Raw genomic sequence first — 13,271 nt, 5'->3', positions numbered from 1 at the left:
GCTTGATCCGGATCATGCTCGCCCTCGCGGCAGAGCAATCGTCACCGCACCCAAGTACCCCTTCTCAAGGAGCCCCATGACCCAGACGCTGCTCGTCTTTGCCCACCGCGACGAGGCCTCGGCCTTCACCGACGTGCCGCACCTGGTGACCGGCGTGGGCAAGATCAACGCAGCCACGTCGCTCGCGCACGCGCTCGCCGCCGGCGACGAGGGTGCTGGCGCGTTTGATCGAGTACTGGTGCTGGGTACCGCGGGTGTCGTGGGGGATGCTCCGGATCGCCCCAGCCTCGAAGACGTCTACCAGGTGACGGGCGTCGTGCAGCACGACTTCTCGCTGCCCTCGCCCACGCTCGTGCCCGCGGGTGAGGTGCTGCTGCCCGAGTTCACCGCGACGATCGCGACGGGCGACGTATTCGTGAAGGACGATGCGCAGCGCACGCACATTGCTGGGCTCGGCGCGACGCTCGTCGACATGGAGGCGTACGCGTACGCCTCGGTCTGCGCCAAGTTCGAGGTGCCGCTGCAGCTGTTCAAGATTCCGTCGGACTTTGCCGACAGCTCCACCACCGACGAGGAGTGGGACGAGATCGTGTTTCGCAAGAGTGAGCAGCTGCGCGCGTTCTATGAGGAGCGCCTGAAGTAGCGCGTGGATACTGCGACTCGCTTCGCTCCCGCAGTATGACGGAAGGGCAGGTCATCCTGCGCGAGGTACGAGTCGCAGGATCCAGTCGCGCCCGCGCTACCCCTGCGATACGTGCGTGCGGGCGTGCGCGACCGCCGCATCGAGGTCATCGAATAGGTGATTCGGATGTCGGAGTGAATCGATCGCACCGAGCGTCTCGAGCACCCGCAGGTGCGGCGCCCGCACTCCCTTGATGAGCACCGTCACCCCGCGCCGCTCGAGCGCCGTCACGAGCTCGGCGAGCGTGTGCGCGCCCGTCGCGTCGATGTGTTGCACCTGCGACAGCCGCAGCACGACAACCTCGATGCCTCGCTTCGCGTTGATCTCAGCCAGGATGCGTTCGGCGGCGGCGAAGAACAGCGCGCCATCGATCCGGAACAGCGCGATGCGTTCGTCTCCTGGGATCGCGGTGCCGGGCAGCTCCTCGCGATGCACGCGCGTGTCGAGGCTCAGGCGGCGCAGCGTAAAGAACGCCGCGGCCGCAATGCCGATGCCGACCGCGATGATCAGGTCGAAGCTCACCGTGACGAGCGCGGTCACGACGAACACGACCGCGTCCGTGCGCGTCGAACGCAGCACCTGGCGCACGACGGTCGGTGAGATCATGCGGGCCGCGGTCACCATCAGCACGCCAGACAATGCTGCGAGCGGAATCAGCGCGACGACCGTCGAGGCGGCGTAGACCACGAGTAGTAGGGCGAGCGCGTGCACTGCAGAGGCGGCGCGGGTCTTGGCTCCGGATCGTAGGTTCACGGCCGTGCGCGCGATGGCGCCCGTGGCGGGCATGCCGCCGAAGAAGCCCGATGCGAGCGACGCGAGACCCTGGCCCACGAGCTCGCGGTCGGCATTGACGGGGCCGGTGTCGGCCATCGTCGCGGCGATGCGGGCCGACAGCAGCGACTCGATTGCGGCGAGGGCGGCGACCGCGAAGGCCGGGCCTGCGAGGCTCGTGAGCAGTTGCAGGTTCATGGGCGGCATGCTGGGTGCCGGGAGCTGTGTGGGCAGCTCGCCGATGTTCGCAAGCGGCAGCGCGAAGAAGGTCGCCGCGAGCGTCGTGACGAGGATCGCGATGAACGAGGCGGGCAACTTGCCGCTCACCCGCGCGAGCGCGACCATGATGATAGCGACGGTGACGACCACCATCACGGGCAGGAATGCGGCGGGCCAACTTGCGAGCGTGATGGCTTGCCAGGCTGCCACGAGGGCGTTGGTCGAGAGGCTGGCGCCGGCTGCGCTGACGCCCACCGCAGCCGGCACTTGCTGCATAAAAATGATGATGCCGATGCCCACGGTGAAGCCCTCAATTACGGGCCATGGAATGTAGCTGACGGTGCGGCCGAGTCTCAGCGCGCCCGCCGCGAGCACGATGATGCCGGCCATCACGCTGAGCGTTGCGACGGTGGCGACGCCGTGGGTCGCCACGATGGGGGCGAGGATTACGACCATGGCTCCGGTCGGGCCCGACACCTGCACGTTTGAGCCGCCAAAAATCGCGGCGACGAGCCCGGCGACGATCGCGGTGATGAGTCCGGCTTCGGCGCCAACGCCCGAGCTGACGCCGAATGCGAGGGCGAGCGGCAGTGCCACGATGCCGACGGTGATACCCGCGACGATGTCGGCGCGCCAGCTCTTCTTGAGCCCCGCGTAGTCGGACCGGTTGGGCAGTAGCGCGAGCACGCTGACGAAGGCGCGGTGGGCGCGCGTGGGCGGGGTCACCAGCCACCGCCCGGCTGTGTCGCGGGCTGCGCCGAGTGGGTTGGGCCAGGCGGCGTCAGCGCGATCACTGGCAGATCGCCGAGGCTCGACAGCTGCTCGCTCGAAGACCCCAGGAGCTCCGTCAGCAGCTGACGCGCCACAAACAGCAAGTCGGCGACCTGCGCAAACGCGAGCCGGTAAAACACCACGCTGCCGCGACGATCAGAGGTCACGAGCCCGTACCTGCGCAGTACGGCGAGGTGCTGGGACAGGTGCGACGCCTCGAGTCCCGTGACCTCGATCATTTCTGACACGGTGGTCTCAGGGGCGCTCGACAGAATCTCGAGTATGTGGATGCGGTACGGGTGCGCAAGCCCCTTAAAGAGATTCGCCTTGATCTCGTAAAGGGGCCGCTGCTCTTGTTGAATCAACGGAGATCACGCAGCTTTCTGACTTGATGAACTCATCATATCAAGCCCTGGATCGATGGGCCCGGCACTAGTCGTAGGAACTAGGCGCTAGATCAGCTTCAAGTAGTCGAATGCCTCGCGCATCACACGAGTAAATCCGCGAACTAGCGACTGCTTGAGCAGGCTCTTCCCGAGCACCTCGACCACCGTTGCCAACTAGGGTGCATCATCATTCATCAGCTCATTTGGGGTTGCGTCCACAGAATTGGGTCGGATCGGGGCGCACTGATCGCGGTCGCGCTCGTGCCGCAGTTTCGGGCGCGTAGTTGTGTTCCGGCGCGGTATGTGAGCGTGGTGGTCCTGGTGTCTGTCGCCGGCATGCTCGCGAGCGACAAACTGATCGACCTCAGGGGTATTACGCTCGGGACATCTGGCAGAGACCTGCTCGATGCGCTCGGGACCGGTACGCGCTCTCGGCCACCGTGTTCTTGAGCGCCGTGCTGCTGATTGCGCTGGCGCGCTCCGGGTTGAACCTGAAGGCGGTGTCTGCCTTCTGGATGGCCTACATCCTGACCAGGCCACGGGGTGCCACGCTGGGTGACCTGCTGTCGCAGCCCGTTGCGGCGTCACCGCTTCAAGCAGCGATCCGGCGTCAAGCATCAATTTCTCGCGAGATTAGGTGTTAGGCGCCGGATTGGTGCGTTTGGCGGGGTCGCGCCGCGCGCAGAAGCAGGGCTGATGCAGTGCCCCGGTCGATTCCCCCGCAGCGAACGCAACTTGACCTCAAGTGCGCTTGAGGTTCTAACGTAGGTGGCATGGCAGAGATTTTGGTCGACGAGTTCAAGCTCGCGTTTCGCAACCACCCCGCAGGCGTTGCAATTATCACCGCGAACACCCCTGAAGGCCCCGTCGGCATCACCGCCTCAAGCGTCGCCTCGGTCGGAATCGACCCTCCGGCGATCGCGTTCTCGGTCACTCAATCGGGCGGCAGCGCTGGCAAGATCCTGCAGGCCGACTCGTTTGTGGTGCACCTCGCCTCGGCCCAGAACCTTGACGTGCTCAAGGCCTTCGCGGTGTCGGGATCCGAGCGATTTACCGACGCCCAAGGCTGGGGCACGCTTGCTACGGGGGAGCCCCACCTGCCAAGCGCACGCGTCGCGCTGCGCTGCACACCCGCGAGCATCACTCCCATCGGCCCGTCTTCGCTGGTGCTCGCCGAGGTGGTCGAGATTATTGGTGGCGACGAGGGTGCCCCGCTCGTCTACCACGACCGCGTGTTTCACGTGCTCGATCCGGCCCGGGTCTAGCGGCGTAGGGGCAACCCCACCGCGACACAAGCTTTCAGGCCGCCAATTAGAACGAGAAGGAGCATCACCATGCCTAAGTACACCCTGCCTGATCTGCCCTACGACTACTCAGCCCTCGCGCCCCACATCTCGGCGCGCATCATGGAGCTGCACCATTCCAAGCACCACCAGGCCTATGTGACGGGTGCCAACACCGCGCTCGAGCAGATCGCTGAGGCCCGCGAAACGGGCAATCTCGCGAACATCAACAAGCTCGAGAAGGATCTCGCTTTCAACCTCGGCGGCCACATCAACCACAGCGTCTTCTGGGAGAACATGTCGCCCGATGGCGGTGGAGAGCCCGAGGGCGCCCTCGCCAAGACACTGAACGAAGTCTTCGGCTCAATGGACGTCTTCCGTGCCCAGTTCGCGGCGGCCGCGATGGGCGTTCAGGGCTCGGGTTGGTCGGTGCTCGCGTGGGATTCGTTGGGTGCTCGCCCCGTCATCTTCCAGATGTTCGATCAGCAGGGCAACGTGCCGCTCGGCGTTACCCCGCTGCTGCAGCTCGACGTCTGGGAGCACGCCTACTACCTCGACTACCAGAACGTGCGCGCTGACTACGTCAAGGCTTTCTGGGAGGTCGTCAACTGGGCTGACGTGCAGCAGCGCTTCGACCGCGCGACCACGTCGACTGCCGGTCTCATCATCCCGGCATAGGCTCCGGATCTACGCCCCGGCACCAAACATGCCCCGGGCTCAAAGGGGGCGCGCACGCGAGTGCGCGCCCCCTTTGTAGGTTTTTCCTCCGTCATCCCGGGGCTCGCTTGGCGCCCGCAGCGTGACGGTGAGGTGGGCGTACAGTATGACGGCGAGGTCACGGGTAATTCACGATTACAGTAGAACTCACGAGAATTGACATCCCGTCACCGATCCCGGCCGAAGGAATCCCACGTGAGCGCAAGCTTCTTCGCACTTCTTGACGACATCGCTGTGCTGGCAAAGGCCGCGGCCGCGTCGATTGACGACGTGGCGGTGGGCGCCGCGAAGGCCTCCGCGAAGGCGGCCGGCGTGGTGATTGATGACGCTGCAGTGTCGCCACAGTACGTGCAAGGCCTCAGCCCCAAGCGCGAATTGCCGGTGGTGTGGAAGATCACGCGCGGCTCGCTGATCAATAAGGCGTTCATCGTCGTGGGCATCATGCTGCTGAGCACGTGGGCGCCGTGGGTGTTTCCGTGGCTGCTGCTGCTCGGCGGCACGTACCTCGCGTACGAAGGTGCCGAAAAGCTGTGGCACTCGGTGGGCAAGCGGCACAGCGACCAGCACAGTGCTGAGGAGGTCGTCGAACGCACGAAAACCTCCGAAAGGCAGATCGTGAGCAGCGCTGTGCGCACCGACCTCGTGTTGTCCATTGAGATCATGCTGATCTCGCTCGCCGCGATCGAGACAGACTCGTGGGGGGTCCGCCTAGCGATCCTCATCGTCGTCGCGATCATGATGACGGTTGCCGTGTACGGCACGGTCGCGCTGCTCGTGAAAATGGATGATGTCGGGTTCTGGCTGCGCCGCAAGCGCCCCCGGTCCCTCAAGATTCTGGGCACGTGGCTCGTCAAGGCGATGCCCTGGGTGTTCAAGGGGCTCAGCGTTATCGGGATGGTGGCGATGCTCTGGGTGGGCGGCCACATTCTGCTCGTGAACCTTGCCGAGGTGGGCGTCGCCGCACCCTACGAGCTGGTGTCTGGCATTACGCATGCGATCCCGGCTCCGGGGTTCATCACGTGGATTATCGACAGCAGCCTGTCGGCGGTGTTCGGAGTGATCTGGGGGGCCATCATTCTTGCGGTGCTGGCAGTGATCGCGCGGTTGCGTTACAAGAAACCCGTCGCGCACAAGGCGTAGGCAGCGCACGCCAGTATCACCACAAACAGCTGTGCCCGCCGGTTCAATCGGCGGGCACAGGTGTGTACAGACGAGAGTTGGCGCTAGACCTGACGTTGCCTGCCGCGGCGTAGCGGGGCCGAGAAGGCAATTCCAGCGCCGATGATAAGCGCTGCCGCTGCGCCGAGAAGGAGCGAAGCCTGACCATCCGCGGCGCCGGTCTTGGCGAGCGCTGACTTCGTGGTGTGCTCCGGCGTCACAGGCTGGGGGGCCGGGGTCGCATCGGCCGACACCACGGCGGTGACGGAGGTGCTCGCCCCGAGCGCGTTGGAGTCACCGACCGGGGTGAACTGCAGCTCGACCTCGTGCGAACCAACCGCGAGACCTGCAAGCTGCACGTCGGCCGTGCCATCCACGAGCGGCACTGCGTCCCCGAGCGATTCTGTGCCCACGAAGGCCTCCAGATAGCCAGCAACCGCGGCGTTGGAGGCCGGGGAATCGGCCTGAACTGGAGCCTGGAGCCCCGCGGCATTAGCGGGGGCAGCGGCGTCGTTCCCGGCCCCGACCGTGGCCTGCACCGACACAACCGGGGGATGAGCGGGGGTGCCGGTGACGGTGCTCGCGACGGTTGTCAGCACGGTTGGAATGCCGACCACCGTGAGCGGGGCAGTCTCGCTGCTCGAAGCCTTGAAGCCTGGCTCGGGCAGGAAGTTCACAATGATGTCATGCGTGCCGAGCCCGAGTTCAGCACCGGCGAGGGGGATCGAAAAGCGCGCGACACCATTGCCGGCCCGGGGATCTTCATCCTGAGCCTGCGCCATGGTGACAATAACGTCGCCGTCCACGAGTACTTCGACGCCGCCAACGGGATCTTGCGATGAGCGCAGCGTCTCATTCGTGACTGTGATCTCGAGGCTGGACGTTGCGTCCGCACGAACCTGTGCCGAAGAGAGCGCGACGTCGACGCTCGTGTCGATCGGGTGGATCACGATGGCCCCGCGCGCAGATGCGGACGGAGCAAAGTTACCGTCGTCTGACCCCAGATACTTCACCCACAGTGTGCCACCGGTGCCGGGGAGACGTACCCCTGAGAACTCGACGGGGCTGTCGGCGAACGGCTGGGGCGACGCCTGCAGAGGTGCGGTGGCGATCTCAAGATCGTCCACCATGAGGGCGGCGGATCCGGTGATGGCGAAGCCGGGCGCGGAAACGGACGCTGACACGTCGATCGGCGCGAAGGCGTTCTCTGCAGTCGGGGCCGATGTGACCGTCGTGGTGGACGGGCGCGGGGCGACCGTAAACTCGAAGGGAGCGCTCTCCGATGAAAGCGCGCCAGCCATCCCCGGATCTGAGGACGCGAATCCGGGAAATTTAACTACAGCCTTGTAGTCGCCCGCGCTGGGCGTGTTCTGAGTGATGAGAACCCCGGAGAACTTTCCGGATCCGATGTAAAGGAGGGGAGAGCTCACTGCGAGTTCGCCATTGAGCCAAAGCTCCACAATCTGGCCGGAGAGGTTGGAAGGGCCGTCGAGCTCAACTGTGGCGGTCGCAAGGAAAGGCGATCCGAACTGCCCAGGGACCAGCACCGGGTTCATCGTTGTCGTCGAGTTGACCTGCGCCGGTGCCGCAAGTGGCTCGGCGGAAGCTGAAGCAGGCGCTTCCTCGCCCGAAGTTGCGATCGCGGGGGAGCTCGCGCCCAGCCCCACGCCAGTCAGGAGGATTGCCGCAGTGGCGGCAATCCCGAGCAGTGAACGTCGGTGTGAGTAATGCAAGTTGGACCCTTCTCAGTGCAGTCGATTTGAATATCGTACACTCCATCCAGGTCTTTACTGTGTGTGTCTTTGGTGTGGTGTGGCCTACTCGAGATCTTCGACGGGCAGACGACGCGGTCCCGCCCCCTCGAGGCCGAGCCGGTCGTCGGGGTTGACTAGCAGGCAGGCCTTCATTGACAGGCAGCCACAGCCGATGCATCCTACGAGTTGGTTCTCGAGCTCCTCGATGGCCTTTCGGCGGCGTTCGAGCACCAGCTTCCACGCGCGGGAGGCGCGCTGCCAATCGGCGTGCGTGGGGGTCGAGTCGAGCGGCACGCTCGCGAACGCTTGCTGCACGTCGGCGAGCGGAATACCTAGGCGCTTGGCGACCGACACGAGCGTGATGCGCCGGATCATGTGGCGTCGGTAACGGCGCTGGTTGCCGACGGTGCGGGTAGACCCGATGAGCCCGAGCTTCTCGTAATAGTGCAGCGCCGAGACCGCCACACCTGTGCGGCGGCTCACCTCGCCGACGCTGAGTAGCTCGTCTTCGATCCGGCTGGCTTTGGCGGCGACGCTACCAGGGGTACCTGCTTCGAGATCATGGTTTAGATTCTTTGCAGCCACGATCCCCACTCCCATGACAAATTACAAATTACAAATTACAAACTACAAACTCACTGTGACCTCAAGAATGCCACCCTCGGTACTTCAGAAGCTGATCGCTGGTTGGCGTCGAGCAAAACTGCCCTGGCGCAGAGCCGCTTTACTGGGTAGCGTGAAATGCAGATGCATAAGCCGCATCACAGGCAACGATGACTCGTTGTCTTGTCATTCGAACACGAAAGGACACACGCCATGAGTGCAGAAGACAAGATGAAAAACGCAGCAGAAGACATCACCGGCAAAGCCAAAGAGGCGATGGGCAAGCTCACCGGTGATGAATCGCAGGAGGCCGAAGGCAAGCTCGATCAGGCGAAAGCGAGCCTGAGGAAGGCTGGCGAGAACGTCAAAGACGCCTTCAAGTAAGGGGCCTCCAAAAACCCAACTCGTGCGGATCTCTACCTGAAGGAGCTTCATTATGGGATTCTTTAGTTTTCTGATTCTGGGGCTCATCGCGGGCGCCATTGCGAAGGCAATTTTGCCGGGCAAGCAGGCCGGTGGCTGGTTTGTCACCCTGCTGCTCGGTGTCGTCGGAGCCATGCTGGGCGGATGGCTCGGTGGCATGCTCTTCAACGCAAATCTCGAGGAGTTCTTCTCGCTGCAGACGTGGGCACTCGCCATCGGCGGTTCGGTTGTCGTGCTGCTGATCTGGGGCCTGATCTCCGGGCGTAAGAAGACGGACTAGACGCATTGATGGCCTCAGGCTTCCCGTGGCGGGAGGCCTGAGGCCGTCATCGTGTTTGAGGGCTAGTGAAGGCCAGTGAGGGCTAGTCTGGGGCCATGGACAACGCAGACCAGAACAGCATCGAGCGACGATACGAGTCGGGCGAGCTGACGATCGTATCCAATGACACCCCGGCAAGCGTGCCCACTGATGGGCTGCGAGAACGGGTCTTCGTGCTCGTCCATGGCATCGGCATGGGACGCATCGTGTACGACGAGGTGGCCCCGATCCTGGCCTCTCGCGGGCGCGTGATCGCGCTCGATCTTCCCGGGTTTGGAGATTCCCCCGAACCCGGCAGCGAGAGCTCGATCGAGCAGACCGCAAAGCACCTCGCTCGGTTTATTCGCGACGAGCAGCTCGGCCGCGTCGTGCTCGTCGGCCACTCGATGGGTACGCAGATCACTGCGCAGCTCGCGGTCGATGAGCCCGAGCTCGTCGATGGGCTCGTACTCATCGCCCCCACGATCAATCGGCACGAACGCTCGGCCACGAAGCAAGCTGAGCGCATGGTGCAGGACCTGAAGGGCGAGGGCGTCAAGGTGCTCTTCACCGGGATGTATGAGTATTTCAAGACGAGCCCCGTGTGGTTTGCGAACAAGCTCAAGGTGATGCTCGAGCATCACCTTGAGGACGTGTGCCCGCGGGTTCGGGTGCCCACGCTAGTACTCGCGGGTGAAACCGACAGGGTCTGCCCACAGGAGTGGGTCGCTGAAGTGGCGGCCGCACTACCTGAATCCACGATGCAATTAATTCCGGATCGCGGCCACGAGGCCATCATCAAGAGCCCCGAGCCCGTCGCCACGATGATCGTCGACTATGTCGATGGGCTACGGTAGTCGCTCGAAATGAAAGATGCCCCGCGGGTTCGTTCAGATCTGAACGAACCCGCGGGGCATCTCGGCTGAGACGCTCGTTAGCGAACGCCGCCCAAGAGCTTCAAGATCGGCTTCCGGATCAGGAACAGTACGATCGCGACTGCGATCGACGAGAGCCCGATGATGAGGAAGTACGACACCTCGGCCTCGGCGGTGTAGAGGCCCGCGAGCGACCCCGAAGCTGCAGAGCCGAGTGACACGGTCAGGAAGAAGAGTGCCACCATCTGAGAGTGGAAGGCTCGCGGGGCGAGCTTCGTCGCAAGCGACTGACCCACGGGTGAGATCGACAGCTCAGCGATCGTGAACAAGAGCAGGATGCCCGCAAATGCGATGAGCGGCACGGACCCGTTTGCCCAGCCAGCGAAGGGGATGAAGCACAGGAACGCGAGGCCCATGATGCCGGTGCCCAGTGCGAACTTGACCGGGGTCGAGGGCTGGCGGTTGCCAAGCTTTACCCACATTGCGGCGAAGACGCCAGCGAGGATGATGATGAAGACCGGGTTGATCGACTGCACGATGCTCGGCGGCATCTCCCAGCCGAAGATCTCGCGGTCAAGGCGGGTGTCCGCGTAGAACGCGAGCGCCGTGAACTGCTGCTGGAACAGCGACCAGAACACGGCCGAAGCGATGAACAGCGGAATGAAGCCGATGACGCGCTTGCGCTCCACGGCGTCAACCTGACGGCTGGTCAGCATCACCGTGAACAGCGAGATGACGGCAATAATGACGAGCACCACGACGATGTTCGAGAGGTTCTCGGCGGTAACCAAACCGAGCGAGACTGCGAGCACCAAGAGCGCGATGGCCACGGCGAAGATGACGGGCCACACCTTCTTCTGCGTGGCAGTGAGGGGGTTCTGTGGCTTGCGGCTCGCCTCGGAGATCGTGCGGCGGCGCATCAGCATGTACTGGGTGAGGCCAATCGCCATTCCGATGGCGGCGAGGGCAAAGCCCCAGTGGAAGCCCTTCCAGCCCCACAGTGCGCTCGTGGCGAGCGGGCCCAAGAGTCCGCCAATGTTGACGCCCATGTAGTAGATCGAGAACGCTGAATCGCGGCGTCCATCCTCGCGCGAGTAGAGGTCGCCCAGAACGGTCGAGGTGGTTGTCTTCAGCGATCCGGATCCAATTGCGACGCAGATGAGGCCGATCGCAAGTCCCAGAGCGCCGGGAATGAACGCGAGTGCGAGGTGGCCAGCCATGATGAGGCAGGCAGCGGTGAAGAGTGTGCGCTCTGCGCCCAGTACGCGGTCGGCGACCCAGCCGCCCAGGACAGCAGAGAGGTAGACGAGACCGCCGTACGCGCCGACGATCGATCCGGCCGCGGCCTGTGACAGGCCGAGCCCGCCGTCAGCAACAGAGAAGTAGATGTAGAACGCAAGCAGTGCCTGCATGCCGTAGAAGCTGAAGCGCTCCCACATCTCGACACCCGCGAGGTTCGCGAGCCCCCAGGGGTGGCCGAAGAAGCCTCGGCTTTTCGGTACGGTTTCGTGTTCGGCAGTGTGCGACACGTGGTCTCCTCGGTATCGGAATCGGCGCATGCGCGTCATCGCGACCCGGGAGTGAGTGCCAGATGTGGGCTGAAGCAGACCGCACCTGTGGCGACAGGCGCCGGGTAGAAGAAAACCCCCTGCGGGACAGGGGGTTTTCAGTGGCGGTGACGGTGGGATTTGAACCCACGGTGGCTATTAACCACACAACATTTCGAGTGTTGCACCTTCGGCCGCTCGGACACGTCACCGAGAAAGAGAATACGTGATTGTGGGGTTGAGTGCGAATCGAGGGGGCTTCGTGCTTGTGTGCGGGCGTGTCGCGCGGAGGGTGGGGTGGCCCGCATCGGCAATGTCAGACGCCAGCGTTAGGCTCTGGCCATGGCAAAAACGACGAACGCGTTCGCATGCACCGAGTGTGGGTGGCAGGCGGCGAAGTGGGTGGGCCGCTGTGGCGAATGCCAGCAGTGGGGCACCGTGCAGGAGCGCGGGCGAAAGGGTGCGACGCTTGCCCGCACCGTCGCGAGCGCGGCACCCCTTGAGGAGCGGCGTGCCAGACCCATCACGGAACTCACCGGGCACGTGGCCCACCACCGCTCCACGGGAGTGGGGGAGCTGGACCGCGTGCTGGGCGGTGGGCTCGTTCCCGGCGCTGCCGTATTGCTGTCGGGGGAACCTGGAGTGGGTAAGTCCACGCTGCTGCTCGCTGTCGCGGCGCACGTCGCCGGCCAGGGGGCGCGCGTGCTGTACGCGAGCGGTGAGGAATCGACTGGGCAGATCCGGCTGCGCGCAGAGCGCACCGGGGCGCTGCACGACGAGCTCTACCTCGCGAGCGAAACGGATCTCGCGACCGTGCTGGGGCACATTGACCAGGTGAAGCCGCACTTCGTGGTGGTCGACTCGGTGCAAACGCTCGCGAGCGACCAGATTGAGGGCACCCCAGGCGGCCCCTCACAAGTGCGCGAGGTGGCGGCAGCGTTGATTCGCGTGGCGAAGGAACGCGATATTCCTGTGATTCTGGTGGGCCACGTGACGAAGGACGGCTCGATTGCCGGGCCCAGGCTGCTCGAGCATCTCGTTGACGTCGTGTGTCACTTTGAGGGTGACCGTCACACGGCGCTGCGGTTCTTGCGCAGTATGAAGAACAGGTACGGCCCCACCGACGAGGTTGGCTGCTTTGAGATGACGGGCGGCGGCATCGCCGAGGTGCCCGACCCGAGCGGCCTGTTTCTGAGTACCGGCACCGAGGTGCTGAGTGGCACCTGCCCGACCGTGATGATTGACGGCCGGCGCGCGCTCCCCGTTGAGGTGCAGGCGCTCGTGGCCAAAAGTTCGACGCCTAACCCGCGTCGGGTGACGAGTGGTGTCGAGCCATCACGCGTGGCCATGATTCTCGCGGTGCTCGAACGTCACCTTGGGGTGCAGCTGCACGACCAGGATGTGTATGTTTCCACCGTGGGTGGGATCAAACTCTCTGAGCCGGCAGCCGATCTCGCGATCGCCTTTGCCATCCTCTCCTCGTTTAAGAACGTGCCCCTCGCGCGCAACGTCGCCGCGTACGGTGAACTGAGCCTGGCGGCCCAGGTGCGACCGGTGAGCGGTGAGGCGCAACGCAGTCGTGAGGCGCAGCGTCTCGGCTATACGCAGGTCATTGCGGCGGCAACCGAAACCATTGAAGGGGCGTGTGCTGCCGCCAACTTGCCCACGCGCACCGATAAGAAGTCGAGTCAGGGGGAGGAATGATCCGGCTCAATGTGGATTCTGTTCGGGCCCAAGAATATTTCGAAATCGAGAGACTTGGTCTCGAGCCCAGAAATGACGAG

General features: G+C 64.1%; 14 protein-coding genes and 1 tRNA gene. 9 read left to right on the top strand and 6 right to left on the bottom strand.

The genetic code is table 11. The annotated features are described in order from the left end of the window. Positions 1 to 76: 76 nt before the first annotated feature. Positions 77 to 643, top strand: a complete 567-nt coding sequence (locus C795_RS0102580; protein ID WP_017792199.1) for a phosphorylase family protein — start codon at positions 77 to 79, stop codon at positions 641 to 643. 96 nt (positions 644 to 739) lie between these two features. On the opposite strand, the gene C795_RS0102575 is transcribed toward C795_RS0102580, so the two are convergent. Next, complete coding sequence (locus C795_RS0102575) at positions 740 to 2,398, bottom strand: SulP family inorganic anion transporter (protein WP_017792198.1); 1,659 nt, start codon at positions 2,396 to 2,398, stop codon at positions 740 to 742. Next, positions 2,395 to 2,808 (bottom strand): ArsR/SmtB family transcription factor, encoded by a 414-nt coding sequence (locus C795_RS14945; protein WP_017792197.1) that lies wholly within the window; start codon positions 2,806 to 2,808, stop codon positions 2,395 to 2,397. The genes C795_RS0102575 and C795_RS14945 overlap by 4 nt, the downstream gene beginning before the upstream one ends. Positions 2,809 to 3,344: 536 nt before the next feature. On the opposite strand from C795_RS14945, the gene C795_RS17800 reads away from it, so the two are divergent. From C795_RS17800 to C795_RS0102550, 4 genes are all read left to right on the top strand, one after another. Next, the gene (locus tag C795_RS17800) at positions 3,345 to 3,473 is read left to right on the top strand and encodes a hypothetical protein (RefSeq protein WP_408605751.1); all 129 of its coding nucleotides are present in this window, start codon (positions 3,345 to 3,347) and stop codon (positions 3,471 to 3,473) included. 129 nt (positions 3,474 to 3,602) lie between these two features. Beyond that, on the top strand, positions 3,603 to 4,094 hold the full coding sequence (locus C795_RS0102560) for a flavin reductase family protein (RefSeq protein ID WP_017792195.1): 492 nt from the start codon (positions 3,603 to 3,605) through the stop codon (positions 4,092 to 4,094). 69 nt (positions 4,095 to 4,163) lie between these two features. After that, entirely contained in the window at positions 4,164 to 4,790 is a 627-nt protein-coding gene (locus C795_RS0102555) for a superoxide dismutase (RefSeq protein WP_017792194.1), read from the top strand. A gap of 234 nt (positions 4,791 to 5,024) precedes the next feature. Continuing rightward, positions 5,025 to 5,969, top strand: a complete 945-nt coding sequence (locus tag C795_RS0102550) for a DUF808 domain-containing protein (RefSeq protein ID WP_017792193.1) — start codon at positions 5,025 to 5,027, stop codon at positions 5,967 to 5,969. Between the two features lie 83 nt (positions 5,970 to 6,052). Here the strand turns inward: C795_RS0102550 and C795_RS0102545 are convergent, their stop codons facing one another. Next, positions 6,053 to 7,720, bottom strand: a complete 1,668-nt coding sequence (locus tag C795_RS0102545; RefSeq protein ID WP_017792192.1) for a hypothetical protein — start codon at positions 7,718 to 7,720, stop codon at positions 6,053 to 6,055. A gap of 84 nt (positions 7,721 to 7,804) precedes the next feature. Continuing rightward, positions 7,805 to 8,341, bottom strand: a complete 537-nt coding sequence (soxR, locus tag C795_RS0102540; protein ID WP_017792191.1) for a redox-sensitive transcriptional activator SoxR — start codon at positions 8,339 to 8,341, stop codon at positions 7,805 to 7,807. Positions 8,342 to 8,557: 216 nt separating this feature from the next. On the opposite strand from soxR, the gene C795_RS0102535 reads away from it, so the two are divergent. The 3 genes from C795_RS0102535 (at position 8,558) to C795_RS0102525 (ending at position 9,922) form a co-directional block, all read left to right on the top strand. Beyond that, positions 8,558 to 8,728 (top strand): CsbD family protein, encoded by a 171-nt coding sequence (locus C795_RS0102535; protein ID WP_017792190.1) that lies wholly within the window; start codon positions 8,558 to 8,560, stop codon positions 8,726 to 8,728. A gap of 52 nt (positions 8,729 to 8,780) precedes the next feature. Further along, entirely contained in the window at positions 8,781 to 9,047 is a 267-nt protein-coding gene (locus tag C795_RS0102530) for a GlsB/YeaQ/YmgE family stress response membrane protein (protein ID WP_017792189.1), read from the top strand. 95 nt (positions 9,048 to 9,142) lie between these two features. Beyond that, the gene (locus C795_RS0102525; protein WP_017792188.1) at positions 9,143 to 9,922 is read left to right on the top strand and encodes an alpha/beta fold hydrolase; all 780 of its coding nucleotides are present in this window, start codon (positions 9,143 to 9,145) and stop codon (positions 9,920 to 9,922) included. A gap of 77 nt (positions 9,923 to 9,999) precedes the next feature. Here C795_RS0102525 and C795_RS0102520 read toward each other — a convergent pair whose 3' ends face one another. Together C795_RS0102520 and C795_RS0102515 are read right to left on the bottom strand one after the other, a co-directional pair. Continuing rightward, the gene (locus C795_RS0102520) at positions 10,000 to 11,469 is read right to left on the bottom strand and encodes a peptide MFS transporter (protein ID WP_017792187.1); all 1,470 of its coding nucleotides are present in this window, start codon (positions 11,467 to 11,469) and stop codon (positions 10,000 to 10,002) included. A gap of 141 nt (positions 11,470 to 11,610) precedes the next feature. After that, positions 11,611 to 11,699, bottom strand: a tRNA-Ser gene (locus C795_RS0102515). 130 nt (positions 11,700 to 11,829) lie between these two features. Between C795_RS0102515 and radA the strand changes: the two genes are divergently transcribed. Next, positions 11,830 to 13,191, top strand: coding sequence for a DNA repair protein RadA (gene radA, locus C795_RS0102510; protein WP_017792186.1), 1,362 nt, complete (start codon positions 11,830 to 11,832; stop codon positions 13,189 to 13,191). Positions 13,192 to 13,271 lie beyond the last annotated feature (80 nt).

This window comes from Leucobacter salsicius M1-8 (genome assembly GCF_000350525.1).
In the GTDB taxonomy this organism is placed as follows: domain Bacteria; phylum Actinomycetota; class Actinomycetes; order Actinomycetales; family Microbacteriaceae; genus Leucobacter; species Leucobacter salsicius.
Note: the sequence above shows the minus strand (reverse complement) of the source record. Positions and strands in the feature narration are given on the sequence as shown.

What these genes read in the sequence shown, in the direction of transcription:
- soxR (WP_017792191.1), bottom strand. Translation starts at nt 8,341, where the DNA reads ATGGGAGTGGGGATCGTGGCTGCAAAGAATCTAAACCATGATCTCGAA.
- C795_RS0102525 (WP_017792188.1), top strand. Translation starts at nt 9,143, where the DNA reads ATGGACAACGCAGACCAGAACAGCATCGAGCGACGATACGAGTCGGGC.
- C795_RS0102530 (WP_017792189.1), top strand. Translation starts at nt 8,781, where the DNA reads ATGGGATTCTTTAGTTTTCTGATTCTGGGGCTCATCGCGGGCGCCATT.
- radA (WP_017792186.1), top strand. Translation starts at nt 11,830, where the DNA reads ATGGCAAAAACGACGAACGCGTTCGCATGCACCGAGTGTGGGTGGCAG.
- C795_RS0102535 (WP_017792190.1), top strand. Translation starts at nt 8,558, where the DNA reads ATGAGTGCAGAAGACAAGATGAAAAACGCAGCAGAAGACATCACCGGC.
- C795_RS0102555 (WP_017792194.1), top strand. Translation starts at nt 4,164, where the DNA reads ATGCCTAAGTACACCCTGCCTGATCTGCCCTACGACTACTCAGCCCTC.
- C795_RS0102560 (WP_017792195.1), top strand. Translation starts at nt 3,603, where the DNA reads ATGGCAGAGATTTTGGTCGACGAGTTCAAGCTCGCGTTTCGCAACCAC.
- C795_RS0102580 (WP_017792199.1), top strand. Translation starts at nt 77, where the DNA reads ATGACCCAGACGCTGCTCGTCTTTGCCCACCGCGACGAGGCCTCGGCC.
- C795_RS17800 (WP_408605751.1), top strand. Translation starts at nt 3,345, where the DNA reads ATGGCCTACATCCTGACCAGGCCACGGGGTGCCACGCTGGGTGACCTG.